Source organism: Streptomyces sp. PA03-3a (genome assembly GCF_033792735.1).
Classification (GTDB): Bacteria; Actinomycetota; Actinomycetes; order Streptomycetales; family Streptomycetaceae; genus Actinacidiphila.
The window spans coordinates 47,728-73,629 of sequence record NZ_JARAVM010000021.1; the positions used below are offsets into that span (position 1 = coordinate 47,728).

The following is a 25,902-nucleotide window of genomic DNA, read 5'->3' on the forward strand; positions in this document are numbered from 1 at the left end:
GGAAACCAGGCTAGCGCGGATCCGCCTTCCGGGGCGGTCGGCCCGTCGCGCGGCGGGTGACGGTGGTCACGGAGCCGCGACTCCCGCCGGTCGCCGCCCCGAGTGCCGCCAGCAGTGACGACGAGAAAAACATTCCCCTATATACGGAAAGTTCCTCATCGGCGGCTCGATACTCTTTGCCCTGATATTGGAGGCCGAATCGGCCGTAACCGCGTTCCCCCTTCCAGGGGACCCCGCGTACGACCGGAATGCGCACGGGGAGCAGGATGGTTTCAACCATCCGTGGATTCCGCTTACGGTCTTTCCCTCGTTACGTAGGGTGGAGCAAGGGTTCACGGGGCGAGGAAAGGGGCTCGATGGTCACCAAGGGCAGGCTGTCCGACTGGCTGCGCCGCAAGGCGGGGGAGCGCAGTGCCGGAGTGGACGGGGCCGCGGTCCGTGCGGCCGCCGGTGGCCGGAACGCCGACGACCTGCGCCGGGACGAACTCCTGCTGGAGGCCGCGGACGCGGGACTGCCCCTGGCACCGGCCGCCCATCCCTCGCCCGTCTCCGGCTACCGCTGCTCCTGTGACCGGATCGGCTGTCCGACCCCGGGCACGCACCCCGTCTCCTTCGCCTGGCAGACCCAGGCCACCACCGACCCGGAACAGCTCAGGCGCTGGCTGCGCGCGCACCCGCTGGCCAACTTCATCACCGCCACCGGTATCGCCCACGACGTCCTGGACGTACCGGCCGAGGCGGGCCGGATCGCCCTGGAGCGGCTGGCCGCCGAGGGCTCCGAGGGCGGGCCCGTCGCCGTCTCCGACGGCCGGATGCTGTTCTTCACCGCCACCCGCGCCACGGCCGACGAGGACGAGTGGTGGCCGTGCGAGCTGGACTGCCATCCCGAGACCCTCGACGAGCACCCGGGCCTGCGCTGGCACTGCCGCGCCAGCTATGTGCTGCTGCCGCCCTCGCGCCTGCCCTCCGGCGCCGTCGTCGCATGGGTCACCGGTCACGGCCCGGACCGGGCGCTGCCCGATCCGCTGCCGCTGCTCGGGGTGCTGACCGACGCCTGCGCCCAGGTCGAGCCCGAGCCCGAGACGGTGGGCTGGCTGCACTGACCCGCGCCGCACCGGCTCCGGCCGCACCGCCTCCGCGGGTCACTCCCCACGCGCGGCGACCAGGCCCACGGTGCGGGTGAGGAAGACGACCTGACCGCCGCCGTCCTTCTTTGCCGGGACGAGCACGGTCTGCCGGGCGACCCGGCCCAGCGTGACCGACTGCTTGAGGGTGCCGGTCATCAGCGCCCTGGTGTACGCGTCGACCTGCGGGGTGACGCCCGGCCGCAGCATGGTGATCTTCGCCGTGTGGTGCGTGGCGAAGAAGACCAGCGCGCCGCCGTCCTCGGTCCGCAGCCCGAGCGGGGCGAAGTCCCCCTCCGTGGCGGGCTGGTCGGCGTACTGGGTGGCCGAACGGGCGGTACGGGCGGTCTTCGCCCGGCTGGTGACCAACTCCGACGTGGACGACCCCGGGGCGAACACGGAGGCGTCCTTCGCGTCGCCCTTGGCCAGGTACCCGGTGTAGGCGCCGCCCAGCTCGCCGGGGTCCACCACCAGTCCGGAGCCCTCGGCCGCCACCGGCTCCACGTACCCCTGCTCGTCACGGGTGAACTCCGGGACGGCGGAGGCCCGCACGGAGGCGACGTACGACACCCGCCACGCCTCGCGGGCACCGCCCCGCTCGAAGACCATCAGCCAGCGGTTCGTGCCGGAGCCCGAACCGCCCAGCTCCGGCGCCACGTCGGCGACGAACCACTTGGGCCAGCCCACCTGGCGGGGTATCAGAAAGCGCGGGTCGCTGAGGCCCAGCGCCTTGAAGCCGGGGTTGCCGCCGGGGGCGACGGTGCTCCGGGCGCGCAGACCGGCCCCGTCGACGGCGCCGAGGGGGCCGGACTCGACGCTGGCGATCAGCTTCGCGTCGAGGTTCTTGTTCGCCTCGTTGTTGACCTCGGTGAAGCGCTCCAGTGCCCTGCCGGCCTCAGCCTTGGTCACCGACGGGATGAGCGCCCGTTCCCCGTGCACCGTCACGCACCCGGTCAGTGGCGCCGCCGTCAGTGTCAACAGGGCGAGCGCCGGCAGGAATCGCGGCCTGCGGGTCATCGGACGTGGGCTCCTTCGTGGCTGCGGCGGACGGCTTCACGGCCGGCGCGGCAACCCTACCGGGGCGGAGGAAGAGGAACATCGTGGGCGCGAGATACAGCGCCCAGACCGTGACCTGCAGCCAGGTCGGGTCGGGCTGGAAGTTGAACACGCCCTTCAGCAGCGTCCCGTACCAGGAGTCGGCCGGGACCGTGTCGCTGACGTCGAAGGCCTGGGCCTTCAGCCCCGGCAGCCAGGCGGCCTCCTGCAGGTCGTGGAAGCCGTACGCGAGCACGCCCGCCGCGACCACGACCAGCATCGCGCCGGTCCAGGTGAAGAACTTGGCGAGGTTGATGCGCAGCGCGCCCCGGTAGAACAGCCAGCCCAGCACCGCCGAGGTCAGCAGGCCCAGCACCGCGCCGACCAGCGGGCGCACGCCGTCGTCGGTGGCCTGCACCGCGGTCCAGATGAACAGCGAGGTCTCCAGCCCCTCACGCCCCACGGCGAGGAAGGAGGTGACGACCAGCGCGCCGGTGCCCATGGCGATCGCGGCGTCCAGCTTCCCGTGGAGTTCGGCCTTCAGGTGCCGGGCGGTCCGCCGCATCCAGAAGACCATCCACGTCACCAGGCCGACCGCCACGATCGACAGCGAACCGCCCAGCGCCTCCTGCGCCGTGAAGGTGAGTTCGGAGGAGCCGAACTGCAGGGCTGCGCCGAAGGCCATGCTCACCAGCACCGCGGTGCCGACGCCCAGCCAGACCGGCGGCAGCTTGTCCTTGCGGCCGGTCTTCACCAGGTACGCGACCAGGATGCAGACGACCAGGCTGGCCTCCAGGCCCTCCCGGAGCCCGATCAGGTAGTTGGCGAACACCGCCGGTCACTTCCTCTCAGTGGTTCTGGAAGAGCTCGCGGCCCCACCAGTCGTCCTCGTCGCGGACGCCCGGCGGTACGGCGTAGACGGCCGAACCCACGTGCTGGATGTATTCGTTGAGCGAGTCGAGTTTCGCCAGCCGCATCTGCAGCGGCACGAAGCCGTCCCGGACGTCGCGCTGGTACGCGATGAAGAACAGCCCGGCGTCCAGGCGGCCCAGGCCGTCGGTGCCGTCCGTGAAGGAGTAGCCGCGGCGCAGGATCGTCACACCGCTGTTGTCCGGGTGCGCGAGGCGGACGTGCGCGTCCGGGAGCATCTTCTTGAAGTCGGGGGCGTCGTGCTCGCGCTGCCGGCCGATCGGGGCGCCCTCGCCCTTCGTCCGGCCGAAGATCTCCTCCTGCTCCCGCAGCGAGGTGCGGTCCCAGGTCTCGATGTGCATCCGGATGCGGCGGGCGACCAGGTACGAGCCGCCGGCCATCCAGGACGGGCCGTCCTTCGCGGACACCCACACGTGCTTGTCCTGCGCGGCCCGGTCCGAGCCCGCGACGTTGTGCGTGCCGTCCTTGAAGCCCATCAGGTTGCGCGGGGTCTGCTCCTCGGGCGTGGTCGAGGAGGTCTTGCCGAAGCCGAGCTGCGACCAGCGCATCGCGACCTTGCCGAAGCCGATCCGGGCCAGGTTGCGGATGGCGTGCACCGCCACCTGCGGGTCGTCCGCGCAGGCCTGGATGCACAGGTCGCCGCCGCTGCGGTTCGGGTCGAGGGCGTCGCCGGGGAACTTGGGCAGGTCCACCAGCGCCTCGGGCCGGTGCGCCTTCAGGCCGAAGCGGTCCCGGCCGTCCTTCGTGGTGAACAGCGAGGGGCCGAAGCCGATGGTGAGGGTGAGCCGCGAGGACGGCAGGCCGAGCGCCTCGCCGGTGTCGTCCGGCGGGGCCTCGGCGAGGCCGCCGACCGCGCCCTCGCCGACCGGCCGGCCCTGCGTCATCTTCCGGGCGGCGTCGCTCCATTCCTTCAGGAGCGCGACCAGCTCCTCGCGGTCCTCGGTCTTGACGTCGAAGGACGCGAAGTGGAGCCGGTCCTGGACCGGGGTCGTGATGCCGGCCTGGTTCGCCCCGTGGAAGGCGATCGCGCCGCCCGCGGCGCCCGCGGGCTGCACGTCGTCCCCGGAGCGGACCGCGGCCACGGCGCCGCCGGCCGCGGTGGCCGCGACGACGACGCCCGCACCGGTCCAGCCGAGCACCTTGCGGCGCGACGTGACGGTCTTCTCGGACATGGTCCGATGCCCCCTCGGGTTACTTGGCGACGGCCGCGGCGAGCTTCGACAGCGGCTCGGCGAGCGCGTTGACCGCGTCCGAGAGCTCCTTGCGCTGGTCCTTGCCGACGGTGTCGTAGGACACGAACTCCGTCGTGCTGCCGCTCTTGCGGTACTTGTCGAGCAGCGCCGTCAGCGCCGGGAACTGCTTGTCCAGTTCGGCGGTGAGCGCCGCGTCGTTCTCGGCGGCGACCGGCTTCAGCAGCTCGTACGCCTTCAGCGCGCCCTCGACGTTGGCGTGGAAGTCCGACAGGTCGGTGTGGGAGTAGCGGTCCTCCTCACCGGTGATCTTGCCGGTGGCGACCTCGTCCAGCAGCTCCTTGGCGCCGTTGGCCATGCTGGTGGCGGTGATGTCGGCCTTGCCGACACGGGTCTGCCAGTCCTTCAGGTCGGAGACCAGCTGGTCGGCGAGGGCGCCCTCCTCGGCCCCGGCCTTCTTGTCCTGCCACAGGGACTTCTCCAGCCGGTGCCAGCCGGTCCACTTCTGGCCGTCCTCCAGGCCGTCCTCGCGGGTGTCGGTCAGCGGGTCGATGTCGCCGAAGGACTCCGCCACGGGCTCGGTGCGCTCCCAGCCGACGCGGGAGGGCGCGAAGAGCGACTTGGCCTTCTCCACGTCGCCCGCCTTGACGGCGTCGGCGAACTGCTGGACCACCGGGACGGTCTGGTCGGCCTGCTCCTGGACGTAGGTGCGGTACGCGGCCACCGCGGCGTCCAGACGCGCGTCGCTCTTGGCGGCGCCCTTGCCGGTGACGGTGATCTTCTGGCGGATGCCGTCGCCCTTCATACCGGGCTTGCAGGCGATCTGGTACGTACCGGCCTTGATCTCGGCGGTGATGGTGGCCTTGGTGCCGGGGCCGATGTTCTCCCGCTCGGTCACGATCTGGTCGCTGGGCGTGTAGACGTAGACCTCGGTGACCTTGGAGCCCTTGTTCTCCACGGCCAACCGGACGTGCCCGGCCGGGAAGGTGGTCTTGGAGACCTCGCACGCGCTGTCCGTCGCGGTCACCGTGATCGCGTCGGAGGCCTTGCCGTCCGCCTTCTCCGCGCACCCGGTGACAGCGGTGACGGCGACCACCATGCCGGCGGCGGCTACTGCGGACATGCGGACGGCGGACATGCGGTCTCCAGGCGGCTCAGGGAAAACGGCTTAGGCAAGCCTTTCCTGTGAAAGGCTTGCCTAACCTATCCGAGGCACCTCGCGCCTATTCGTCCTTTTCGCAAAGAGAAGGTAATGGAAAGGTCAAGGGAGCGTCAGTACCTCCGCGCCTGTGTCCGTCACCACAAGGGTGTGCTCGAACTGCGCGGTGCGCTTGCGGTCCTTCGTGACGACCGTCCAGCCGTCGTCCCAGATCTCGTACTCGTGGGTGCCCAGGGTCAGCATCGGCTCGATGGTGAAGGTCATCCCCGGCTTCATGATCGTGGTGGCGCGCGGGTCGTCGTAATGCGGGACGATCAGCCCGGAGTGGAAGGCGGTGTTGATCCCGTGGCCCGTGAAGTCGCGCACGACGCCGTAACCGAACCGTTTGGCATAGGACTCGATGACCCGGCCGATCACATTGATCTGCCGTCCGGGCTTCACCGCTTTGATGGCGCGATTCAGGGATTCCCGGGTGCGTTCCACCAACAGCCTGGACTCCTCGGCGACTTCACCGACGAAGTAGGTGGCGTTGGTGTCCCCGTGCACCCCGTGGATGTAGGCCGTGACATCCAGGTTGACGATGTCGCCGTCGCGCAGCTCGGTGGAGTCGGGGATGCCGTGGCAGATGACCTCGTTGACGGAGGAGCACAGCGACTTGGGGAAGCCCCGGTACCCGAGGTCCGAGGGGTAGGCCTGGTGGTCGCACATGTACTCGTGGGCGATCCGGTCCAGCTCGTCGGTGACGACACCGGGCGCGATGGCCTTCGCCGCCTCCTCCATGGCCTGTGCGGCGATCCGCGAGGCGATCCGCATCTTCTCGATCGTCTCCGCCGACTGCACCTCCGGGCCGTCGTACGGCCGCGGGGCCGGCCTGCCCACGTACTCCGGACGCGGGATCGAGGCGGGCACGGAACGAGTGGGGGAGAGCTTGCCGGGAACCAGGACTGACATGTCGGCGAGTGTATCGGCGGCCGGTCGGGCAGCATGGCGGCAGGACGTCGTACGAGGAGGGACGATGGCGCTGTTCAGGCGAGTCCGCAAGCCCGCGGGGAAGCCCGGCGAGTGGTTCTACTGCATCGAGCACCACAAGGTCGAGGAGGGGCCCGAGTGCCCCGCCAAGGACCGGATGGGGCCGTACCCGAGCCGAGCGGACGCGGAGCGGGCGATGGAGACGGCCGCCGAGCGGAACCTGCAGTGGGAGAACGACCCGCGGTGGAAGGACCGCGCGCGGGAGGAAGGGGAGGGCTGACCCGGCCGCCGGCGCCGGGTGCACGATGGAGGGGTGAAGCTCGGTCTGGCCGGTGACACCATGCTCGGCCGCATGGTCGCCGCGCGGCTGGCCGAGGCCCCTGCGGAGGCGCTCTTCTCCGACGGGGTCGTGGCCGTCGCGCGGGAGGCGGACCTCTTCGTCCTCAACCTGGAGTGCGCGATCTCCGACCGCGGCGAGCCCTGGCCCGACCCCTTCAAGCCCTTCTTCTTCCGTGCCCCGCCGGCCGCCGTGCGCGCCCTGACGCACCTGGGTGTGAGCTGCGTCAATCTGGCCAACAACCACGCCCTGGACTACGGCCGCACGGCGTTGCTGGACACCCTGGAGCATCTGGCCGCCGCCGGGATCGCCGCCGTCGGGGCCGGACCGGACGAGGCCGCCGCGCGCGCTCCTGCGGTGCTGAGCGGCCGGGGCTGCGGCGCGGGCTCCCCGGGCCTGGGAGTCGTCGGCGTCACCGACCATCCGGCGGAGTACGCGGCGGGACCCGGCCGCCCCGGGGTCGCCTACGCCGACCTGGGCGAGGGCGTCCCGCGCTGGCTCACCGACGGTGTCGCGAGCCTGCGCGCGCGGGTCCCGGCGGTGCTGGTCACCCCCCACTGGGGGCCCAACATGACCACCGCCCCGGCCCGCTACATCCGCGACGCCGCCGCGGTCCTGCGCACGGCGGGGGCCACGCTCGTGGCGGGCACGTCCGCGCACGCCTTCCACGGTGTGATGGACGGGGTCCTCTACGACCTCGGCGACTTCGTCGACGACTACGCGACCGACCCGCGGCTGCGCAACGACCGCGGTCTGCTCTTCCTCGTCACCTTCGACCCCGCCGGCCGGCGGCCCGTCCGGCTGGAGGCGGTGCCGATCGCCCTCGACTTCTGCTTCACCCGCCTGGCCGACCGCGCCGAACGGGCCTGGATCGCGCGGCGGTTCCGGCGCGCCTGCGCGGTGTTCGGGCACGAGGTCACGGAGGAGCGCGGGCGGCTGGTGGTCCGCTGGGACGGGCAAGCTACCCGCCCGTAGCACAGACACCCCCTTCCTGTCCGAGATTCCGAACGGATTGAGGTCCAGACCAACCGCGCTCCGTTTCCCAGGGCACGTGGACCGGATCCGACCGACGGCCGGTCGGAGGAAAGGGGCCCCATGTCCAGGAAACGCACGATGAGCACCAAGCAGAAGATCGCGCTCATGACCGGGGCGGCGACCCTGGCCGGCGGTTTCGCCGTGGTGACGATGAGCATGGGTCACGCCTCGGTGGTGTGCGACGGGCTCGACCAGGCGCTGCGCAACAACGAGAGCTTCATCGCGGGCCAACGCGCAAACCCCGACGCCCAGTCGGCGGCGCGGATCGCCAACCGCGAGGCCGTGATCAAGCAGATCAACGTGCAGCGGGAGGCCTCCGGCTGCGGGGCCGCCCCGGCGGCGCCCGCCGCCCCCGCCGGGCAGGGACAGGGCCAGAACCAGCAGGGTCAGAACCAGAACCAGAACCAGGGCCAGAACCAGGGCCAGGCCGCGCCGCCGGCGGGCGGCGCCGGCGGTCAGGTCGTCTGCGCGGGTTCGACGGTCACCCTCTCCGGCGAGGCCGGCGCGCCCGCCGCCTCCAGCAACCAGTTCCCGCTGGGGACCAGGCTCAAGGTGACCAACCTGGACAACAACAAGTCGACCACGGTGTCGGTGACCTCGACCTCGGGGAGTTGCGCGCTGCTGAACGACGCCGCCTTCGAGCAGGTCCGGGAGCCCGGCAAGTTCCTGATCAGGAAGGCGCGTATCGAGCGCGTCGGCTGACCGGGAGCCCGTGGCCGGTCCGGGCCACCGCCGAACCAGGAAGCGGCGGTGGTCCGGACCTCTTGACGAGAGCACGACAGTCCGCTTCAATCCGCGACAGGTCCAGACCAGCGGTCCAGACCACTCGCACAGCGCAGCCCCCCGCCCCCCACAGGGAGGTCACGTGCTCTTCCGTCGTCATGTCCCCCGTACCGGATCGCGCAGATCCCGCTTCCTGGCCGGCGTCACCGCCGCCCTCCTCGCCGCCGCGGGCAGCCTGATCGCCCTGCCCGGCACCGCCCACGCCGCCAACCTCGTCGCCAACCCGGGCTTCGAGAGCGGCAGCCTCTCCGGCTGGTCCTGCTCCGGCGGATCGGTCGTCGGCAGTCCCGTGCACAGCGGCACCAAGGCACTCGCCGGCGCCGTCAGCAGCAGCGACACCGCCCAGTGCACCCAGACCGTCTCCGTGCAGCCCAACACCGCGTACTCGCTGACCGGTTGGGTGCGCGGCGCGTACGTCTACCTCGGGGTGACCGGCGGCGCGTCCACCTGGACCCCGTCCGCCGCCTCCTACACCCAGCTGACCGTCCCCTTCACCACCGGCGCCTCGCAGACCAGCGTCCAGATCTACGTGCACGGCTGGTACGCCCAGGGCACCTACAACGCCGACGACATCAGCCTCGACGGCCCCGGCGGCGGGGGCGGCGACACCCAGGCGCCCACCGCGCCCAGCGGCCTCACCTCCACCGGCAAGACCTCCTCCAGCGTCTCGCTGTCCTGGAACGCCGCCACCGACAACACCGGCGTCACCAGCTACGACGTCTACCGCGGCAGCACCCTGGCCACCACCGTGACCGGCACCTCCGCCACCGTCACCGGCCTGGCCGCGAGCACCTCGTACACCTTCACCGTCAGGGCGCGCGACGCCGCGGGCAACACCTCGGCCGCCTCCAACGCGGTGAGCGTCACCACCAGCGCCGGCGGCGGCGGGGGCACCGGCTTCAAGCAGGCCGCGCCCTACCTCTACCTCGGCTGGGGCGACCCGCCGAGCCCGTCCACGGTGATGAGCGCCACCGGCATCAAGTGGTTCACGATGGCCTTCATCCTCTCCTCCGGCGGCTGCAACCCCGCCTGGGACGGCTCCCGGCCGCTGACCGGCGGCACCGACCAGTCCACCATCAACGCGATCCGCGCCGCGGGCGGCGACATCGTCCCGTCCATCGGCGGCTGGAGCGGCAACAAGCTCGGCCCCAACTGCTCCACGCCCGAGGCGCTCGCCGGCGCGTACCAGAAGGTGATCGACGCCTACGCCCTCAAGGCGATCGACGTCGACATCGAGAACACCGACGAGTTCGAGAGCGAGGTCGTCCAGGACCGCGTCCTGAACGCGCTCAAGATCGTCAAGCAGAACAACCCCGGCATCCGGACGATCGTCACCTTCGGCACGTCGACGACAGGCCCGAGCTACTGGGGCAACCGCCTCGTCGAGCGGGCCAACGCGCTCGGCGCCGGCATCGACGTCTTCACCATCATGCCGTTCGACTTCGGCGGCGGCGCCGACATGTACGGCAACACCGTGAACGCCGCCGAGGGCCTGAAGACCAAGCTGAAGTCCACCTTCGGCTGGGACGACGCCACCGCATACGCCCACCTCGGCATCTCCGGCATGAACGGGCTGAGCGACCAGCAGGAGACCACCACCCCGGCCATCTGGACCCAGATCCGCGACTGGGCCAACTCCCACCACATCGCCCGGCTCGCCTACTGGGCCGTCAACCGGGACCGCCCGTGCCCCGGCGGCGGTGTGACCAGCAACTGCTCCGGCATCAACCAGAGCACCTGGCAGTTCACCTCGATCACCGCCGGCTTCACCGGCTGATCGGACCCCCGCCCCCCCCCACGGGTCAGGCGGCGGAGGACACCGCGTCCTCCGCCGCCTTGCGCATGCCCACCGCGTGCTCGTTGGTCCGGGCGTCGTACGCCATCAGCGTCGGCAGGCAGGCGGCCAGGACCCCGACCGCCGCCACGCACGCCAGCCCGCCGGACCACACCGAGGTGCGCAGGCCCAGCAGCGCCGCCGAGCCGCCGGCCCGCACCTGGCCGAACTGCGGGCCGATGGTGAAGGAGAGCAGTTCGATGCCGGCCAGCCGGCCGCGCAGCGCGTCGGGGATGGTCTGGTTCCAGATCGTGGCCCGGAACACCCCGCTGACCATGTCGAAAGCGCCCGCGAGCGCCAGGAAGGCCAGCACCACCCACACGTTGCGGGACCAGCCGGCCGCCGCCATGCACAACCCGAAGCCCACCGCGGCCAGCACGACCGCCCGACCGTGCCGGTGCACCCGCGACGACCAGCCGCCGGTGAGGCTCATCAGCAGCGCACCGGCCGGCAGGGCCGCGTACATCAGGCCCAGCGACCAGGGCGCGCCCAGGTCGTCCGCGATGAAGGGGAACACCGCGATGGGGAAGGCCAGTCCGGTGGCGGCGATGTCCACCACGTAGGTGCCCAGCAGTTCCTTGCGGCTCCAGGCGTAGCGCGCCCCCTCCGCGATCGAACGCAGCGACGGGCGCTTCGCGTCGTGCGCAGGAGGTGAGGGCCGCAGCCCGAGGCCGAGGACGACCGAGAGGGCGAAGGTGAGGGCGTCGACGGCGTACGCCCACCGCAGGCCCGCGTAGGCGATCAGCACACCCGCGAGGGAGGGCGCCGCGATCGCGCCGATCTGCCAGCGCAGCGCGTTCAGCGAGGCGGCGGCGGTCAGTTGCCCGTGCGGGACGATGCGCTGCACGATCGCGTCCAGCGCCGGCCGCTGCAGCCCGCCCAGCGCGCTGGTCAGCGCGGCGACGACGTACAACGGCCAGAGCACCGGCCGCGGCAGCAGGGCGTTGAGCAGCAGCACGGCCGACAGCACCCCGAGGGCCGCCTCCGTCCACAGGATGAGCTTGCGGCGGTCCAGGGCGTCCGCGAGCGCCCCGCCGTAGAGGCCGCAGACGATCAGCGGCACCAGTTCGACGGCGCCGAGGGCGCCGACCGCGAGGGTGGAGCCGGTCAGCTCCTTGACCTGGACCGGGACGGCCACGAAGGTCAAAAAGCTGCCGAAGGTCGTGATCAGGCCCGCGCACCACATCAGGCGGAAGTCGCGCGAGGTCCGCCACGGTGCGAGGTCGGGAAGGAGTTTGGACACGAAGTCGCATGGTCCGTGCGCGGGCCGCCCGGCGCAACCGGGTTTTCACGGTCCGTGTGCCGTGACCGGGCGGCCGGACGGCCGGACGGTGGCCGCGAGGCACCGAGGCGGCCCGCCTGCCGCCACCGGGCGCGGGGAACCGGTGGCGGGTGACGCCCTCAGCGCATCAGCCCCGCGGCCGCCAGCCGCTGCCGGATCACCGCGACGGCGGTGTCGTCCAGCGGGACCTGCGGGGGCGCCGTGGCCGCGCAGCCGATGACGCCGCGCAGCCGCAGCGCCGCCTTGAAGGCGCCCAGCGCGGAGGAACTCGCGCCCATCGCGGCGGAGTCCGCGCCCGCGTCGACGATGGCGAAGAGCTGCGCGAGCCGGTCCTGCTCCGCCGCGGCCTCCCGCCAGCGACCCGCGACGGCGTGCGCGTGCAGCCGTACGTAGCCGTGCGGGTCCACGTTGCCGAGACCGGGGACGACACCGTGCGCGCCCGCCAGGAGGGCACCGTCCACGGCGAGTTCGGACCCGGTCAGCACCGCGAAGGAGGAGTCCAGGCCGCGGCGGCGCAGCCCGGTCAGCAGCCGGCGCATGGGGCCGTCGGCGCCGCTGCTGTCCTTCAGGCCGGCCAGGGTGCCCTCCTCCGCGAGGGCCGACACGGTCGCCGCGGGCAGCTTGGTGTGCACCGCGGAGGGGATGTCGTAGGCGAACAGCGGCACCCCGCCCGCCCCGTCCCGGACCCGGCGGAAGTGGTCGGCGATCTCCACCGGATGCGTCGCCGCGTAGAAGGGCGCGGTCGCCACCAGGGCGTCCGCCCCCGCCGCGACGGCGGCCCGCGCGTGCTCCAGCACGCGCGGGGTGGTCATGTCGACGACACCGGCCAGCACGGGCACCCGGCCCCCGACGGCCTCCACGACCGTCGTGAGCGCGGTGCGCCGCTGCGCGTCGGTGAGGAAGGCCGTCTCGCCGCTGGACCCCAGGGCGAAGACCCCGTGGACCCCGGCCGACAGGACATGCCCGACCAGGGCGCGCAGGCCCTCGGTGTCGACGTCCCCCTTCTCCGTGAGCGGGGTGCACAGAGGTGGTACGACCCCGCGCAGCGGGCGGAGCGGATCGGTCCCGGTTGCGGTCATGAACCGCTTCCTACCAGCTCGCCGGCGGCGGCGACACCAAGTGCTCGGCGAGCCGGGTGAGCCGGGGCAGCCGGTCCCGCAGCCGCACCCGGCGTCCGGCCGCCGCGCTGACCAGGTGCTGCAGCACGTCCATACCGACCTCGGAGGGCTCCGGCGGCACGGTGAGCGCGTCGTGCGCCAGCCCGCGCAGCTCGGGATCGCCGGCGTCCATCGCCAGCACCGTCGCGCCGGAGCGCCGCGCGTCGTCCACCCGCTCCAGCAGCCCGGCCTCGGCCCGCTCGGGGGTGACCACCAGTACCGTCTCGCCCCTGCGCGCGGCCTCCAGACGGGCCGTCCCGACCGCCAGGTGCGGGGGCGCGCCCTGCGGCACGCGGTGCCGCACCAGCGTCGGCGACAGCTCCGGGAGCCCGCTCCAGGCGGCCTCGTCATCCAGGTGGGCCGCCATGTGCCAGGGCTCGTAACCGCCGCTGCCGACGAGCAGCAGCCCGCCCGCGGGCCCCCGGCGCACGGCCCCGCGCAGCGAGCCCGCGAAGGACCGGGTCAGCTCCGGCCACTCGCTCCCGGCGAGCAGTTCACGGACGACCTCGACCCGTACGGCATCCATGCCCCGCATCCTCGCGGACCGCGCCCCCGCCCGGCCCCGCTTCGCGCCCCGCTCACCCGAACGGGGTCAGTCCGCGCCGTCCGCGGGCAGGGCCCGGGACACCCGCTCCCGTACGTCCGCGAAGTGCCGCCGCATGGCGGCCCTGGCCGCGCCCGCGTCCCCGGTGCGCAGCGCGCCGACGACGGCACGGTGGTTGGCGACGGCCCGCTCGACCGGGCCTTCGGCGGGCGCCAGGGCGGTGCCGACCTCGTGGTAGGCGGCCCAGAACAGATCGACGAGCTGCAGCACGAGCTCGTTGCCGCAGGAGGAGTAGAGCTCCGAGTGGAAGACCCGGTCCGCGTCCGGGTCGTCGACCATCCGCGCCGCGAGCTCGTCGAGTTCGTCCAGCCGCTGCGGCGGCAGCGTCCCGGCCACCTCGCCTATCAGGCCGACCTCGAGCAGTTCGCGCACCGCGACGAGGTCGGCGAGGGCCCGCACCCGGGACCGCAGATGGAAGGTGAGCGAGGGCATCAGCATCCGCAGCGGCGCCTGTCCGACGAACGTGCCCGTGCCGTGCCGGATCTCGACGATGCCGAGCGCCTGCAGCGCCCGCACCGCCTCGCGCACGCTGTTGCGGCCGGCGCCGAGCAGGTCCATCAGCTGCGGCTCGGTCGGCAGGGCCGCGCCCGGGGCGAGCCGCTGCTCGTGGATCAGCTCGATGATGCGGTCCTGGAGCGTCGGGCCGCGGCCGCTGCCGGCGGTTCGGGTCACGGGGTTCCGCCTTTCCCTGTGCTGTCGTGCACTTTTGACGTTCCGTCAGCTGTCCCGTGCGGCCCGCACCGGACGAGGGACGTCCTGCGTCCGCCCGGCGGCCGCGCATCGGGAGGCAACACCGATGTCATACCTCACATCCGTCGTCCCCCGAGCCGATACCAGTGCGTCCGGGGGCTTTCCCGCACCGTGCGGGGGCCGCGCACGGCCGCGTACGGGCAGGGCCGGGAGGGCCGCGTCACAGCGTCCGCGCGGCCACGCACGGCCCCCACCTGGCAGGATCGCGGTATGACTGTTGACAGTGGCAATGAGACCCCCGCCCCCAAGGTCCCGGCGAAGGACCCGTGGGAGCTGCCCGACGTGTCGGGCCTCGTCGTCGGCGTCCTCGGCGGCACCGGCCCGCAGGGCCGTGGCCTGGCGTACCGGCTCGCCAAGGCCGGCCAGCAGGTGATCATCGGCTCGCGTGCCGCGGACCGCGCCCGGGCCACCGCCGACCGGCTCGGCCTCGGGGTGCAGGGCGCCGACAACACGGAGACCGCCCGCCGCAGCGACGTCGTCATCGTCGCCGTCCCGTGGGAGGGCCACGGCGAGACCCTGCGATCCCTGCGCGAGGAACTCGCCGGCAAGCTCGTCGTCGACTGCGTCAACCCGCTGGGCTTCGACAAGCAGGGCGCCTACGCGCTGAAGCCGGAGGAGGGCAGCGCCGCCCAGCAGGCCGCCGCGCTGCTGCCGGAGTCCCGCGTCACCGCCGCCTTCCACCACCTGTCCGCGGTGACGCTCGAGGACCCGGAGGTCGAGACGATCGACACCGACGTCCTCGTCCTCGGAGACAGCCGCGCCGACACCGACCTGGTCCAGGCCCTGGCAGCGCGCATCCCGGGCATCCGCGGTGTCTTCGCCGGCCGGCTGCGGGGCGCCCACCAGGTGGAGGCGCTGGTCGCCAACCTCATCTCGGTCAACCGCCGCTACAAGGCCCACGCCGGCCTGCGCCTGACCGACGTGTAGGGCCTCGGGGGCATGGGGGACAATGGGCGGGTTCGTGACCGACCCGACAGGAGCCGCCCCCCATGCCCCGCCTCGCCCTCTACGCGCTCGTCCTGTGCGCGCTCGCCGTGGCCGCCGCCGTCGTCTCCTTCGTGGAGGGCAGCTGGCTGGGCGTCCTCTGGATCCTGATCGCGGGCCTGACCAGCAACATGTGCTGGTACTACCTGCGCAAGGCGAAGGCGGGGAAGGAGTCCGGCGAGCAGCGGACCGCTAGCTGAGCGGGTCGCCCTTCCAGAACTGGAAGAAGGCGTAGCCCAGGCCCGACAGCCCGTCCGGGATCCCGAAGGCCGCCGTCACGGAGTCGATGAAGCCGAAGAACGCGGCGTTGACCTCGGGGATCCACAGCACACCGAAGACGGCCAGCAGCCCGAACTGCCCGAACGGCTCCAGCTGGCGCCGCGTCCGGTACGACAGCCAGGGCTCGATCACGCCGTAGCCGTCGAGGCCCGGCACCGGCAGCAGGTTCAGGATCGCCGCCGTGACCTGCAGCATCGCCAGGAACGCCAGCGCGGACGCGAAGGGTGCGTTGGTGCGGTCCAGCGTGATGACACCGAGGGTGAACGGCAGCATCAGGGCGATCGCGAACAGCACGTTGGTGAGCGGGCCCGCGGCCGAGATGAGGCTGTGCTTCCAGCGGCCGCGGATCCTGCCCCGCTCGATGAAGACGGCGCCGCCGGGCAGGCCGATGCCGCCCAGGATCACGAAGATCACCGGCAGCACGACGCTCAGCAGCGCGTGCGTGTACTTCAGCGGGTTCAGGGTCAGATAGCCCTTGGCGCCGATCGAGATGTCGCCGCCGTGCAGCGCGGTGCGGGCGTGCGCGTACTCGTGCAGGCACAGGGAGACGACCCAGCCGGACACGACGAACAGGAACACGGCGAAGCCGGTGCTGGTCGAGAAGTCCGTCCACACCGCCCAGCCCGAGACGGCCATGATCGCGACCAGGCCCAGGAAGATCGGGCTGATCTGCCGCTCACTGCGGGTTGCTGCGGTCGTCATCGTGCGGGCTCCTGCGGAGGCGGTGCGTCATCGGTCGTGGTGCTGGCCGCCCGATCATGCCATCCGGCCACCGCCGGGCACAGCCACGGCGGGATAACGCTCTGCCGACGCCGGACGTTCCTGCGGCCCCGGCCGCGGGTGTCCGTCCGGGGAGCGACCGCGTTGCGATCCGTCATCGATCCCCGCAGGCCCCGTCACGACCCGGGGAGCGCGGGCGCATGCTGAGTCGTACCGGGGTGAGGGGGGAACGATGGGGCGGAATCGGCGCGTCGTCCTGGCGGTGCTCGGCGCCGCAGGGCTGGGCCTGCTGTCCGGATGCGGGGCGGCGATCACGGGAGTCATGGGGATCACCGTGGCCGAGGACGGGAAGCCGCTCGCGGTGATGCTCGTCTGCGAAGGCCGGATCGAGAGCGTCACGCTCCACGACGCCGACCGGGGGCCGAGCAGGAAGAGCCGCCTGGCGGCCTGGAACCGCGGGAGGCCGGCCACGGGATTCTCCGTCTGGTCGCTGGAGGGCGGCGGCAGGGGCTGGAGCGTCGACAAGCCGATGCCGCCGCTGGAGCCGGGACGGACCTACACCCTGTACGGGTGGACGGATGACCCCGCCTCGACCACCAGCGGTGTGGACTTCACGGCCGGGCAACTGGCGGGCCTGCGGCCCGGGCAGGTCCGATGGTTCAAGGGCGAGGAGATGCCGGGCGCGGATCGGGAGGGGTTCGCGACCGGGTCGGTCGAGGAGTTCCGTTCCGAGGGGTGCGCCGATTTGTGACGGGTGGGTCGAGGGTGCGGCCGGGGTGCCCCTTGCGGCCTGTTGTCGTGTGCGGGTTGGTTGCGCCTGCGGGGGACAGCCCGCCGCAGGCGCAAACAACCCGCACACGACAACCGGCCCCCACAGAACGCAACCCGGAGGCAACCGCACCGGCGCCTCGGACAGAATGGGGGCGTGCGCTACGGCATTCTCGGGACGACGCAGGTTCACCGCGACGACGGCACAGCCGTCCCCCTGGCCGGTACGCGGCTGAGGTCGCTGCTCGCCGCGCTGGCGCTGCGTGCCGGGCGGGTGCGTACCACCGAGGCGCTGATCGACGAGGTGTGGGAGGGCGAGCCCCCCGCCGACGCCACCGGCGCCCTGCAGGCGCTGGTCGCGCGGTTGCGGCGGGCGATCGGGCATGAGGCCGTCGGCTCGGTGGACGGCGGCTACCGCCTCGTGGCCGAGCCGGACGCCGTGGACCTCCACCGCTTCGAGCGGCTCGTCGAGGACGGCGGCCGGGCGCTCACCGACGGGGACGCGGCCAAGGCCGCGGAGGCTCTGGACTCCGCGCTCGCGCTGTGGCGCGGCCCGGTGCTGGCCGATCTCCCGGACCGCGTGTCCGTCGCGCCCCGCTACGACGCGCTGCGGCTGGACGCCCGGCGTCTGCGGATCTCCGCCGAGGTGGCGCTCGGCCGGGCCGAGCAGGTGCTGCCCGAGGCCGTGGAACTGGCCGCGGCGCACCCCCTGAACGAGGCGGTCCAGGTGCTGCGACTGCGTGCGCTGCGCCAGGCGGGCCGGGGCGCCGACGCGCTGGCGGCGTACGAGGAGGTGCGGCGCGAGCTCGCCGAGACGCTGGGCACCGATCCGGGCCCCGAACTGCGCGCCCTCCACACGGAGCTGCTGAATCCTTCCGCCCCCGCCCCCGCCCCCGCGGCGCCACCGTCCGGGAGCCCGGCGCGACGCGGCAACGCGCGTGCCCGGCTGACCAGTTTCGTCGGCCGCGAGTCGGACCTCTCCGCGATCGCCGCCGACCTCGCGGCCGCGAGGCTGGTCACCGTCACCGGCCCGGGCGGCACCGGCAAGACGCGCCTGTCGCAGGAGGCCGGGGACCTGGTCGCGGAGCACTGGCCGGACGGTGTCTGGTTCGCGGAGCTGGCGCCCGTGGAGGACCCGCGCACCGTGGCCGTCGCCGTGGTGAACGCGCTCGGCCTGCGCGAGACGCTGCTGCACGCGGCCTCGGCGACCGAGGCGGCGCTGGCCGCCGAGGCGAAGGGGGCCGCGGCCAAGGACCCGCTGCTGCAGCTCACCGAGTACTGCGCGGAACGCCGCATGCTGCTGGTCCTCGACAACTGCGAGCATGTGATCGGCGCCGCCGCCGAGCTCGCGGAGCGGCTGCTCGCGCACTGCCCTGGCGTGGCGGTGCTGGCCACGAGCCGTGAGCCGCTGGGTGTCCCGGGCGAGCTGATCCGGCCGCTGGACCCGCTGCCGCAGACGCCGGCCCTGCGGCTGCTCGCCGACCGCGGGGCGGCGGCCCGCCCCGGTTTCACACCGGACGAGGACCCTGAGGCCTGCGCCGAGCTGTGCCGCAGGCTCGACGGACTGCCGCTCGCCATCGAGCTGGCCGCGGCCCGGCTCCGGATGATGACGCCCCGTCAGCTGGCCGACCGGCTCGACGACCGCTTCCGCATCCTCACCGCGGGCAGCCGCACCGTGCTGCCCCGCCAGCAGACGCTGCGCGCGGTGGTCGACTGGAGCTGGGGACTGCTCAGCGAGGCCGAGCGGATCGTGCTGCGCCGCTTCGCCGTGTTCGCCGGCGGCTGGGACCTGGCCGCCGCCGAGGCGGTGTGCGGAGCGGACGGCGGCGCCGTGGACGCCCGCGACGTCGCCTCCGTCCTTGCCTCGCTCGTCGACAAGTCGCTGGTCGTCGCCGACCTCGCCGAGGACGGCGCCCGCTACCGCATGCTGGAGACCATCGGCGAGTACGCGGCCGAGCGCCTCGTCGAGGCCGGCGAGCGCGACACCGTCGGCCGTCGCCACACCGCGTACTTCCGCGAGTACGTCCGCACCGCCGACCCCGAGCTGCGCGGACCGGGCCAACTGCGGTGCCTGGACCGGCTGGAGCGCGAGCACGAGAACCTGCGGGCCGCGATCCGCCGGGCGGTGGACACCGGTGACGAGCAGGAGGCGCTCTGCCTGGTGCTGGCCTGCAGCTGGTTCTGGGAGATGCGCAACTACCGCAGCGAGATCGGCCACTGGCCCGCCGTGGTGGCCGCGATGAGCCCGGTGGACGCCTTCGCCGAGCCGCTGCGGCTCCCGCCGCTGGACCGCGGGCCGCTCGAGGACCCGCCGCCCATGACGCCGCAGCAGCTCACCGAGGCGCGGCGCTGGGTGCGCACCTCCGAGGTGTTCGCGTACATGGGCGAGCGCGACGTGTGGAACGACCCGGGGCTGGTCGGGCTCGGCGAGGCGATCATCGAGGCCTACCCGCCGGAGCTGCCGCAGTCCAGCCTGCGGCCGGGGCTCTTCCGCATGCTCGGCGCGATGCTGACCGGGCGCTTCGACCGCATGTCCGAGCTCATGGATGAGACGGTGCGCAGCTGCCGCCTGCACGGCCGGGTCTGGGAGCTGGCGTTCGCGCTGCAGCTCCGTGCCAAGGTGATGAACGACGTGGAGGACCGGCTCGAGGCCTCCATGGACGACATCCGCGAGGCCCGGGAGCTCTTCGGCAGGGTCGGCGACGACTGGGGCATGGCCGAGGTGCTGGCGGCGGAGGCCGAGGCGACCGCCAACGCCGGGGACTGGGTCCGCGCCGCGGAGAGCTGCCGCGAGGCCATCGCGCTCGCCCGCAAGCTCGGCGCGTACCAGCACGTGCCGATCATGACGGTCCGCCTCGGCGACGCCCTCGCCAACGCCGGCCACCTCGTGGAGGGGGAGCGGCTGATCCGCGAGGGGGTGGCGGAGGCCGATACCTTCCGTCCGGTGGGCGACGACGCGGGCTACTACGGCAAGGTGCTCCTCATCGCCCTGCTCTCCCGGCGCGGAGAACTGGACGAGGCCTTCGCGCTGCTCGACGCCCTGCAGGCCGCCCCGCCGCGCGGGATGCCCTCGTTCATCGTCGGACTCCTCGCCGCCATCCGCGGCTGGCTCACCGGCATGGCCGGCGACCCGTACGGCGGCCTGCCCCATCTGGCCGAGTCCGTCGCCTACATGGAGGGGCACCCGCTCAGCCCGATCATCGGGCCGCGCCTGGGGGTGCTCCTCTTCCCGCCGGGTGTCGCGCTCTTCACCGGGATCGCGGGCCTGCGGGAGGGCGAGGACGTCCGCGGCCCCGCCCGCCGCGCCGCGCTGGTGCTGGGTGCCCACGACGCGCTGCGGCAGACCGCCTGCACCCCGTGGGAGCGGACGAGCCTGGACGAGGACGCTGTGCGGCTGCGCGGGTACCTGGGCGAGGAGGACTTCGCGCACGCCTACCGCGAGGGCGAGGGGCTCGTCTTCGCCGAGGCGGTCGAGCTGCTGCGCCGGCCCGTCTGAGGCTTCCCTCAGCCGGCCTTCTTGCGGGGCGCCGCCTTCTTCGCCGCGGTCTTCTTGGCGGCCGTCTTCTTCGCCGGCGCCTTCTTCGCGGCCGTCTTCTTCGCCGGGGCCTTGCCGGAGGCGGTCTTCTTCGCGCCGGCCTTCTCCCCGCCGCGGGCGTCGATGCTGGCCTGGAGCGCGGCCATCAGGTCCACCACGTTGTCGGGGGCGGCGGTGACCTCGGCCATCTCGGGGACGGGTTCGCCCTCCAGCCGGGCGGCGACCAGCTCGTCCATCGCGTGCTGGTACTCGTCGTGCATCGACTCCAGATCGAAGTCCTCGGAAAGGGTGTCCATCAGGCTCCGCGCCATCTTCAGCTCCTGCGGCCGCACGGTGACCTTCTCCGGCGGCGCCAGCCCCTCCGCGGCACGGACCTCGTCGGGCCAGTACATGGTGTGCAGGACCAGTACGTCCTCGTGGACGCGCAGCAGCGCCAGCGACTCGCGGGTGCGCAGCGCGATCTTGGTGACGGCGGCCTTGCCGCTGCTGCTCAGGGCCTCGCGGAGCAGGACGTACGGTTTGGCCGCGGCGGTCTCGGCGCCGACGTAGTAGGCACGGGACAGCGACAGCGGGTCGATGTCGCCGGCGTCGACGAAGGCGAGCACGTCGATCAGCTTCTTGCTGGGCAGGGGGAGGTCGGCCAGGTCCTCGTCGGTGAGCACCACCGTGCGGCCGGACTCGTCCTCGTACCCCTTGGCGATCTCCGCGTAGGGGACCTCCTTGCCCTCCTTCTCGCAGAACCGCTTCATGCGGATGCGGCCGCCGTCCTCGGCGTGCACCTGGTGCAGGGAGACGCCGTGCTCCTCGGTGGCCGCGTAGAGCTTGACGGGAATGGAGACCAGCCCGAAGCCGATCGCACCTTTCCACATGGATCGCATACTTTCGTCCCTTTCCGGGGACTTTCCAGACTATGCCCGCCCCGTCAGCCTCGCCCGACCGGCAGACGGTCGAGGTGGACGGCCGCCGAGTGGTCCTCACCCACCTGGACAAGGTCGTCTTCCCGGTCACCGGCCACACCAAGGCACAGCTGCTGCAGTACTACGCGAGCATCGCCCCGGTGCTGGTGCCGCACGCCGCCGGGCGTCTCGCCTCCTTCGTCCGCGCCCCCGAGGGCCCGCACGCCCAGCGGTGGTTCGCCAAACGCCCGCCCGCCGGCACGCCCGAATGGGTGACCACCGCCGGGGAGGCCGACGAGCCGCACATCGTCGTCGACTCCACCCCCGCCCTGGTCAGCATGGCCAACCTCGGCGCCTGGGAGGTCCACGTCCCGCAGTGGACCGTGGCCGGCGGCCGTGACGCCCACGACCGGCTCGTCCTCGACCTCGACCCCGGCGAGGGCGCCGGCCTCGTCCTGTGCTGCCGGGTCGCCGAACGCCTGCGGCAGATGATGGAGGACGACGGGCTCACCGCCTTTCCCGTCACCTCCGGCAGCAAGGGGCTCCACCTGTACGCGCCGCTGCGGCCCGCAACCGAGGCCGCCGCCACCGGCTACGCCAAGGCCCTCGCCGCCCGTATGCGCGACGAGCACCCCGGCCTCGTCGTGTTCTCCATGACCCGCAGCCTGCGCGCCGGGAAGATCTTCATCGACTGGTCCCAGAACGCCTCCGCGAAGACCACCGCCTGCCCCTACACCCTGCGGCTGCGCGACCGCCCCGGCGTCGCGACCCCCGTCACCTGGGACGAGGTCGCCTCCTGCCGGGCGGCGGAGGACCTCGTCTTCACCCCCGAGGAGGTCCTGCGGCGCGCCGCCGACCACGGCGACCTGCTGGCCGCCCTCGACGACCCCGCCGGACGCGGCACCCTGCCGTGACGGGCGCCCCCCGGTGACCGATCCCCTCCCGCTCCCCGTCCGTGTCGCCCTGGCCCGCCGCGTGGACACCGTCCCCGCGGCCGACGCCCTTCCCGGCGGGTGCGCCTACGAGCCCAAGTTCGACGGCCACCGCATGGTCGTGCTCACCGGCCCCGTGCGTCTGCAGACCCGCTCCGGCCGGCTCGTGACCGCGACCTTCCCTGAGATCGCCGAGGCCGCCGGGGCGCTGCCGCCGGGGGTCGTCCTCGACGGCGAGGTCGTCATCTGGCGGGACGGCCGCATCGACTTCGGGGCCCTCCAGCGCCGCGCGCTGCGCGGCTCCCGCCGCGGCCCCGTCCTCCCCGCCAACTACGCGGCATTCGACCTGCTCGCGGCGGCCGGTACCGACCTGCGCGGCCGCCCGTACGACGAACGCCGGGCCGCCCTCGTCGCCCTGCTGGCGCCGCTCGGGCCGCCGCTGCAGGCCGTACCCATGACGACCGACCGCGACGAGGCCGTCGGGTGGTACACCTCGCTCGCCCCGGCTGGCATCGAGGGCCTCGTCGTCAAGGGTCGCGGCCAGCGCTACCGCCCCGACCGCCGCGACTGGCTCAAACTCCGCCACGCCGTCCCGCAGGACGCCGAGGCCATCGGCTTCACCGGCACCCCCCGCGCCCCCCGCGCCCTCGTCCTCGACCTAGGCGACGGCCCCTTCGCCTCCGCGCCCCTGGACGCCCCCCTCCGCACCCAGCTCGCCGCGCTCCTCGCCCCTCCGCAGGCCCCGGCCGCCGCGGCCCTCGACGACGGCACCCCCTACCGTCCACTGCCCGCCCCCCTCCCCGTCGAGGTCCTCCAGGGCGAGGGGCGCCACGCCCTCACGACGGTGCTCCGCCTGCGGCCCGAGGTGTGACCGGGGGGAGGAGTTCACCACCCCGCCCCGGAAAGGCCGTTGAGCAGCGGGTCGGCGCCGCAATAGCATGACGCGTCGCCGCCCGGCCCGTCGCGCGCGACTCCCAGGTTCCGAGGAGACCCCTTCCGCCATGCGCGCGTACCTCCAGGCCGTCCGGCTGCTCGTACTCCTGATCGGCTTCTATGTCATGGCCGTCGGCCTGCTCGCCGCGATCGTGGCCCTCGACGTCGTCCTCACCGGCGTCGCACTGCGGCAGGGCTATGTGACCTTCCTGTTCCTGGGCATCAGCGTCGCCTTCGCCTCACCGCTGGTGTCGGGCCTGTTCGCCTCCGTCCGCGGCTTCAACCGCCGGCGGCCGGACGGGATACGGGTGAGCGCGCAGGAGCAGCCGGAGCTGTGGGCGCGCGTGCGCCGGGTGGCCGAGGCCATGCAGACCCCGGCCCCCGCCGAGCTCTGGCTCGTGGCGGAGCCCGTGGCCGCGGTCTGGCAGAGTTCCTGGGTGCTCGGGCTGATCCCCGGGCCCCGGCGGATGATGCTGGGCATCCCGTACCTCACCGGACTGACCGAGCGTCAGATCGATGCGGTCATCGCCCATGAACTCGGCCACTTCGCCCGGCGCGACACCCTGCTGTCCGGACTGGCGGCCCGCAACCGCGCCGGACTGATGCGGGTCCTGGAGCGGTACGCCGAGGACGGCAACGGCATCGGCCACGCGATGGGCTCGATGTTCGCCGGCTACGCCCGCTTCTGCCTGCGGACGACGCAGGCCCAGGCCCGTCTCGGGGAACTCGCCGCGGACCGCGCCGCCGCGGGGATCGCCGGACGGGACACCACCGCCGCCGCCCTGCGCCGTATCCCCCTGCTCGACGCCGCGCACACCCGCTACATGCGGGAGTACGCCGGCATCGGCACCGCGCTCGGCCTGCTGCCCCCGGCCCGGGAGGTCCACTCCGGCTTCCGCGCCTTCCTGGACAGCGGCACCTGGCAGGAGGAGGAGCGGCGGCTGATCGCCGACCCGCCCCGGGAGAGGACCTCGCCCTACGACTCCCACCCCCCGATGCGCGAGCGCGTCGCGGCGATCGAGGCGTTGCCCGCCGACGATCCCGGGACGTTCCCCGGCGATCCGTCGCCGGCCGGAACCGGACTCGTCAGGGACCTCGCGGGAACAGGCGCCGGCACCGTACTGGCGCTCCCCGGGGCCGCGGAGCTGCGGCAGCTGCCGTGGCGGGACCTGGCCGCCGAGGTGGGGACGGCGGAGCTCGGCACCGAGGCGACACCGGTGCTCAGGGCCGGCCGCGCGGTCCTGCGCGGGCCCGCGGACCTCGCGATGCTGCTGGACGCCGTCGACGCCGGGCGGTGGGCGGAGGTGGTCGACTGCATGCCGCGCCCCGGCCACGGCGGACACATGCTCCTCGACGACTCCCTGCGGGTCCGCGCCCGCGCCGACGCCGCGGACGCGCTGTACTCCCTGGCGCTGGCGGCCCTGGTCGAGGACGGCCGGGCCCGCTGGGAGCTGGACTGGGAACGCGGCAGGCACCTGGAGTTCGACGAGGGAGTGCACGCCGCCCTGGACCGGGCCATGGACGCCGCCGTGTCCCCCGGGGAGGGAGCCGAACCCGACACCTCGGGCCTGCGCGACCTCCTCGGGCTGCCCGCGGACCGGGCACCGGCTCAGCTCTGAGCGGCCGCCGCGGGCACCCGGCGGGTGCGGGTCCAGCGCAGCAGGGTCTCCACGTCCCAGGTGTTGACGACCCGCTCAGGGGGGACTCCGCACTCCTCGGCGCGCGCGCAGCCGTGGATCTGCCAGTCCAGCTGGCCGGGGGCGTGGGCGTCGCTGTCGATGCTGAAGAGCACCCCGGCCTCCACGGCCCTGCGCAGCAGCCGGCGCGGCGGGTCGAGGCGGTCGGGGCGGCTGTTGATCTCCACGGCCACCCCGAAGCGCTCGCAGGCGGCGAAGACCAGGTCCGCGTCGAACTCCGACTCCGGGCGGAGCTTGCCCGACACCAGCCGGCCCGTGCAGTGGCCGAGCACGTCCACCAGGGGGTTGCTGATCGCGGAGATCATCCGCCGGGTCATCTCGTCCCGGTCCATCCGCAGTTTGGAGTGGACGGAGGCGACGACGACGTCCAGCCGGTCCAGCAGCTCCGCGTTCTGGTCGAGGGCGCCGTCGGCGAGGATGTCGCACTCGATGCCGGTGAGCAGCCGGAAGGACGGCGGCAGGCGTTCGCCCACCTCGGCCACCACCTCCAGCTGGGCGCGCAGCCGCTCGGCGGTCAGCCCCCGGGCGACGGTCAGGCGGGGGGAGTGGTCGGTGAGCGCCGCCCACTCGTGGCCCAGCTCCATCGCGGTGCGGGCCATCGTCTCGATCGGGCTGCCGCCGTCGGACCAGTCGGAGTGCAGATGGCAGTCGCCGCGCAGCGCGGCCCGCATCCGCAGCCCCGCGCCGCCCTCCGGCCGGGGGACCGCGTCCGCGGCACCCTCCGCCAGCCGGGTGAGGTAGGCGGGCCGCTCGCCCGCCAGCGCCTCCCGGACGACGGCGGCGGTCTTCGGGCCGAGCCCCTTGACCTCCTCCAGGCCGCCCGCCCGTTCCGCGCGCCGCCGGAGTTCCTCCGGCGGCATCGCGGCGACCGCGGCGGACGCACCGCGGAAGGCACGGACCCGGTAGGTCGGCGCACCGTCCCGCTCCAGGAGGAAGGCGATCCGGTCCAGCGCCGCTACGGGGTCCATG

Annotated in this window: 24 protein-coding genes; 12 read left to right on the top strand and 12 right to left on the bottom strand. The window is 73.3% G+C overall.

The window, feature by feature from the left end; translation table 11 throughout:
* The first annotated feature begins 356 nt into the window (after positions 1-356).
* Complete coding sequence (locus PV342_RS24485) at positions 357-1,103, top strand: bifunctional DNA primase/polymerase (RefSeq protein ID WP_500318691.1); 747 nt, start codon at positions 357-359, stop codon at positions 1,101-1,103.
* A gap of 39 nt (positions 1,104-1,142) precedes the next feature.
* Here PV342_RS24485 and PV342_RS24490 read toward each other — a convergent pair whose 3' ends face one another.
* The 5 genes from PV342_RS24490 to map all read right to left on the bottom strand — a co-directional run bounded on the left by PV342_RS24490 (position 1,143) and on the right by map (position 6,389).
* Positions 1,143-2,102 carry an SCO2278 family lipoprotein gene (locus PV342_RS24490; protein WP_463047335.1) on the bottom strand — a complete coding sequence of 320 codons (960 nt, stop codon included), beginning with the start codon at positions 2,100-2,102 and terminating at the stop codon, positions 1,143-1,145.
* Entirely contained in the window at positions 2,020-2,991 is a 972-nt protein-coding gene (gene efeU, locus PV342_RS24495; protein ID WP_360998924.1) for an iron uptake transporter permease EfeU, read from the bottom strand. Before efeU ends, PV342_RS24490 begins: the two co-directional genes overlap by 83 nt.
* A gap of 16 nt (positions 2,992-3,007) precedes the next feature.
* Positions 3,008-4,261: an iron uptake transporter deferrochelatase/peroxidase subunit gene (gene efeB / locus PV342_RS24500; RefSeq protein ID WP_329188220.1), complete on the bottom strand. Its 1,254-nt coding sequence runs from the start codon at positions 4,259-4,261 to the stop codon at positions 3,008-3,010.
* A 19-nt stretch (positions 4,262-4,280) separates the two neighbouring features.
* Complete coding sequence (gene efeO, locus PV342_RS24505; RefSeq protein ID WP_018556915.1) at positions 4,281-5,417, bottom strand: iron uptake system protein EfeO; 1,137 nt, start codon at positions 5,415-5,417, stop codon at positions 4,281-4,283.
* A 123-nt stretch (positions 5,418-5,540) separates the two neighbouring features.
* Positions 5,541-6,389 carry a type I methionyl aminopeptidase gene (gene map, locus PV342_RS24510; RefSeq protein WP_386988899.1) on the bottom strand — a complete coding sequence of 283 codons (849 nt, stop codon included), beginning with the start codon at positions 6,387-6,389 and terminating at the stop codon, positions 5,541-5,543.
* A 64-nt stretch (positions 6,390-6,453) separates the two neighbouring features.
* Here map and PV342_RS24515 point away from each other — a divergent pair, with 64 nt between their 5' ends.
* From PV342_RS24515 to PV342_RS24530, 4 genes are all read left to right on the top strand, one after another.
* Positions 6,454-6,687: a hypothetical protein gene (locus PV342_RS24515; RefSeq protein WP_018556917.1), complete on the top strand. Its 234-nt coding sequence runs from the start codon at positions 6,454-6,456 to the stop codon at positions 6,685-6,687.
* A gap of 33 nt (positions 6,688-6,720) precedes the next feature.
* Positions 6,721-7,719: a CapA family protein gene (locus PV342_RS24520; RefSeq protein ID WP_500318692.1), complete on the top strand. Its 999-nt coding sequence runs from the start codon at positions 6,721-6,723 to the stop codon at positions 7,717-7,719.
* A gap of 120 nt (positions 7,720-7,839) precedes the next feature.
* Positions 7,840-8,481 carry an SCO2207 family protein gene (locus tag PV342_RS24525; protein ID WP_400802025.1) on the top strand — a complete coding sequence of 214 codons (642 nt, stop codon included), beginning with the start codon at positions 7,840-7,842 and terminating at the stop codon, positions 8,479-8,481.
* 163 nt (positions 8,482-8,644) lie between these two features.
* Positions 8,645-10,339, top strand: coding sequence for a carbohydrate binding domain-containing protein (locus tag PV342_RS24530; protein ID WP_400802023.1), 1,695 nt, complete (start codon positions 8,645-8,647; stop codon positions 10,337-10,339).
* 25 nt (positions 10,340-10,364) lie between these two features.
* Here the strand turns inward: PV342_RS24530 and PV342_RS24535 are convergent, their stop codons facing one another.
* From PV342_RS24535 to PV342_RS24550, 4 genes are all read right to left on the bottom strand, one after another.
* Complete coding sequence (locus tag PV342_RS24535) at positions 10,365-11,639, bottom strand: MFS transporter (protein WP_400802021.1); 1,275 nt, start codon at positions 11,637-11,639, stop codon at positions 10,365-10,367.
* 158 nt (positions 11,640-11,797) lie between these two features.
* Positions 11,798-12,757 carry a dihydrodipicolinate synthase family protein gene (locus PV342_RS24540; RefSeq protein ID WP_400802019.1) on the bottom strand — a complete coding sequence of 320 codons (960 nt, stop codon included), beginning with the start codon at positions 12,755-12,757 and terminating at the stop codon, positions 11,798-11,800.
* A 10-nt stretch (positions 12,758-12,767) separates the two neighbouring features.
* Positions 12,768-13,361, bottom strand: a complete 594-nt coding sequence (locus PV342_RS24545; RefSeq protein WP_360998907.1) for a hypothetical protein — start codon at positions 13,359-13,361, stop codon at positions 12,768-12,770.
* Between the two features lie 66 nt (positions 13,362-13,427).
* Positions 13,428-14,111, bottom strand: a complete 684-nt coding sequence (locus tag PV342_RS24550; RefSeq protein ID WP_386988915.1) for a FadR/GntR family transcriptional regulator — start codon at positions 14,109-14,111, stop codon at positions 13,428-13,430.
* Positions 14,112-14,399: 288 nt separating this feature from the next.
* On the opposite strand from PV342_RS24550, the gene npdG reads away from it, so the two are divergent.
* The gene (npdG, locus tag PV342_RS24555; RefSeq protein ID WP_386988918.1) at positions 14,400-15,116 is read left to right on the top strand and encodes an NADPH-dependent F420 reductase; all 717 of its coding nucleotides are present in this window, start codon (positions 14,400-14,402) and stop codon (positions 15,114-15,116) included.
* Positions 15,117-15,178: 62 nt separating this feature from the next.
* Positions 15,179-15,373 carry a hypothetical protein gene (locus tag PV342_RS24560; RefSeq protein ID WP_329188238.1) on the top strand — a complete coding sequence of 65 codons (195 nt, stop codon included), beginning with the start codon at positions 15,179-15,181 and terminating at the stop codon, positions 15,371-15,373.
* Here PV342_RS24560 and PV342_RS24565 read toward each other — a convergent pair.
* Positions 15,366-16,154 (bottom strand): site-2 protease family protein, encoded by a 789-nt coding sequence (locus tag PV342_RS24565; protein WP_018556927.1) that lies wholly within the window; start codon positions 16,152-16,154, stop codon positions 15,366-15,368. The two genes, PV342_RS24560 and PV342_RS24565, sit on opposite strands and share 8 nt — an antisense overlap.
* A 250-nt stretch (positions 16,155-16,404) precedes the next feature.
* Here PV342_RS24565 and PV342_RS24570 point away from each other — a divergent pair, with 250 nt between their 5' ends.
* Positions 16,405-16,923 carry a hypothetical protein gene (locus PV342_RS24570; protein ID WP_400802015.1) on the top strand — a complete coding sequence of 173 codons (519 nt, stop codon included), beginning with the start codon at positions 16,405-16,407 and terminating at the stop codon, positions 16,921-16,923.
* 174 nt (positions 16,924-17,097) lie between these two features.
* A complete protein-coding gene (locus PV342_RS24575) occupies positions 17,098-20,436 on the top strand; it encodes an ATP-binding protein (RefSeq protein ID WP_500318693.1) in 3,339 nt (1,112 codons plus the stop codon).
* Between the two features lie 8 nt (positions 20,437-20,444).
* Here the strand turns inward: PV342_RS24575 and ku are convergent, their stop codons facing one another.
* The gene (gene ku, locus PV342_RS24580) at positions 20,445-21,344 is read right to left on the bottom strand and encodes a non-homologous end joining protein Ku (RefSeq protein WP_449707194.1); all 900 of its coding nucleotides are present in this window, start codon (positions 21,342-21,344) and stop codon (positions 20,445-20,447) included.
* Positions 21,345-21,385: 41 nt separating this feature from the next.
* Here ku and ligD point away from each other — a divergent pair, with 41 nt between their 5' ends.
* The 3 genes from ligD (at position 21,386) to PV342_RS24595 (ending at position 24,855) form a co-directional block, all read left to right on the top strand.
* Positions 21,386-22,285: a non-homologous end-joining DNA ligase gene (gene ligD / locus PV342_RS24585; protein ID WP_500318694.1), complete on the top strand. Its 900-nt coding sequence runs from the start codon at positions 21,386-21,388 to the stop codon at positions 22,283-22,285.
* A 13-nt stretch (positions 22,286-22,298) separates the two neighbouring features.
* Positions 22,299-23,174: an ATP-dependent DNA ligase gene (locus PV342_RS24590; RefSeq protein ID WP_500318695.1), complete on the top strand. Its 876-nt coding sequence runs from the start codon at positions 22,299-22,301 to the stop codon at positions 23,172-23,174.
* A 130-nt stretch (positions 23,175-23,304) separates the two neighbouring features.
* Entirely contained in the window at positions 23,305-24,855 is a 1,551-nt protein-coding gene (locus tag PV342_RS24595) for a M48 family metallopeptidase (protein ID WP_500318696.1), read from the top strand.
* Here the strand turns inward: PV342_RS24595 and PV342_RS24600 are convergent.
* A complete protein-coding gene (locus PV342_RS24600; protein ID WP_360998888.1) occupies positions 24,846-25,901 on the bottom strand; it encodes a PHP domain-containing protein in 1,056 nt (351 codons plus the stop codon). The two genes, PV342_RS24595 and PV342_RS24600, sit on opposite strands and share 10 nt — an antisense overlap.
* Between the last annotated feature and the right edge of the window lies 1 nt (position 25,902).

Bases quoted from the DNA above. Each gene is read 5' to 3' on its own strand.
- PV342_RS24600 (WP_360998888.1), bottom strand. From the start codon at position 25,901: ATGGACCCCGTAGCGGCGCTGGACCGGATCGCCTTCCTCCTGGAGCGG.
- PV342_RS24570 (WP_400802015.1), top strand. From the start codon at position 16,405: ATGGGGCGGAATCGGCGCGTCGTCCTGGCGGTGCTCGGCGCCGCAGGG.
- efeO (WP_018556915.1), bottom strand. From the start codon at position 5,417: ATGTCCGCCGTCCGCATGTCCGCAGTAGCCGCCGCCGGCATGGTGGTC.
- ku (WP_449707194.1), bottom strand. From the start codon at position 21,344: ATGTGGAAAGGTGCGATCGGCTTCGGGCTGGTCTCCATTCCCGTCAAG.
- PV342_RS24560 (WP_329188238.1), top strand. From the start codon at position 15,179: ATGCCCCGCCTCGCCCTCTACGCGCTCGTCCTGTGCGCGCTCGCCGTG.
- PV342_RS24525 (WP_400802025.1), top strand. From the start codon at position 7,840: ATGTCCAGGAAACGCACGATGAGCACCAAGCAGAAGATCGCGCTCATG.
- PV342_RS24545 (WP_360998907.1), bottom strand. From the start codon at position 13,361: ATGGATGCCGTACGGGTCGAGGTCGTCCGTGAACTGCTCGCCGGGAGC.
- PV342_RS24485 (WP_500318691.1), top strand. From the start codon at position 357: ATGGTCACCAAGGGCAGGCTGTCCGACTGGCTGCGCCGCAAGGCGGGG.
- PV342_RS24595 (WP_500318696.1), top strand. From the start codon at position 23,305: ATGCGCGCGTACCTCCAGGCCGTCCGGCTGCTCGTACTCCTGATCGGC.
- PV342_RS24515 (WP_018556917.1), top strand. From the start codon at position 6,454: ATGGCGCTGTTCAGGCGAGTCCGCAAGCCCGCGGGGAAGCCCGGCGAG.
- efeB (WP_329188220.1), bottom strand. From the start codon at position 4,261: ATGTCCGAGAAGACCGTCACGTCGCGCCGCAAGGTGCTCGGCTGGACC.
- npdG (WP_386988918.1), top strand. From the start codon at position 14,400: ATGACTGTTGACAGTGGCAATGAGACCCCCGCCCCCAAGGTCCCGGCG.
- PV342_RS24540 (WP_400802019.1), bottom strand. From the start codon at position 12,757: ATGACCGCAACCGGGACCGATCCGCTCCGCCCGCTGCGCGGGGTCGTA.
- map (WP_386988899.1), bottom strand. From the start codon at position 6,389: ATGTCAGTCCTGGTTCCCGGCAAGCTCTCCCCCACTCGTTCCGTGCCC.
- PV342_RS24565 (WP_018556927.1), bottom strand. From the start codon at position 16,154: ATGACGACCGCAGCAACCCGCAGTGAGCGGCAGATCAGCCCGATCTTC.
- ligD (WP_500318694.1), top strand. From the start codon at position 21,386: ATGCCCGCCCCGTCAGCCTCGCCCGACCGGCAGACGGTCGAGGTGGAC.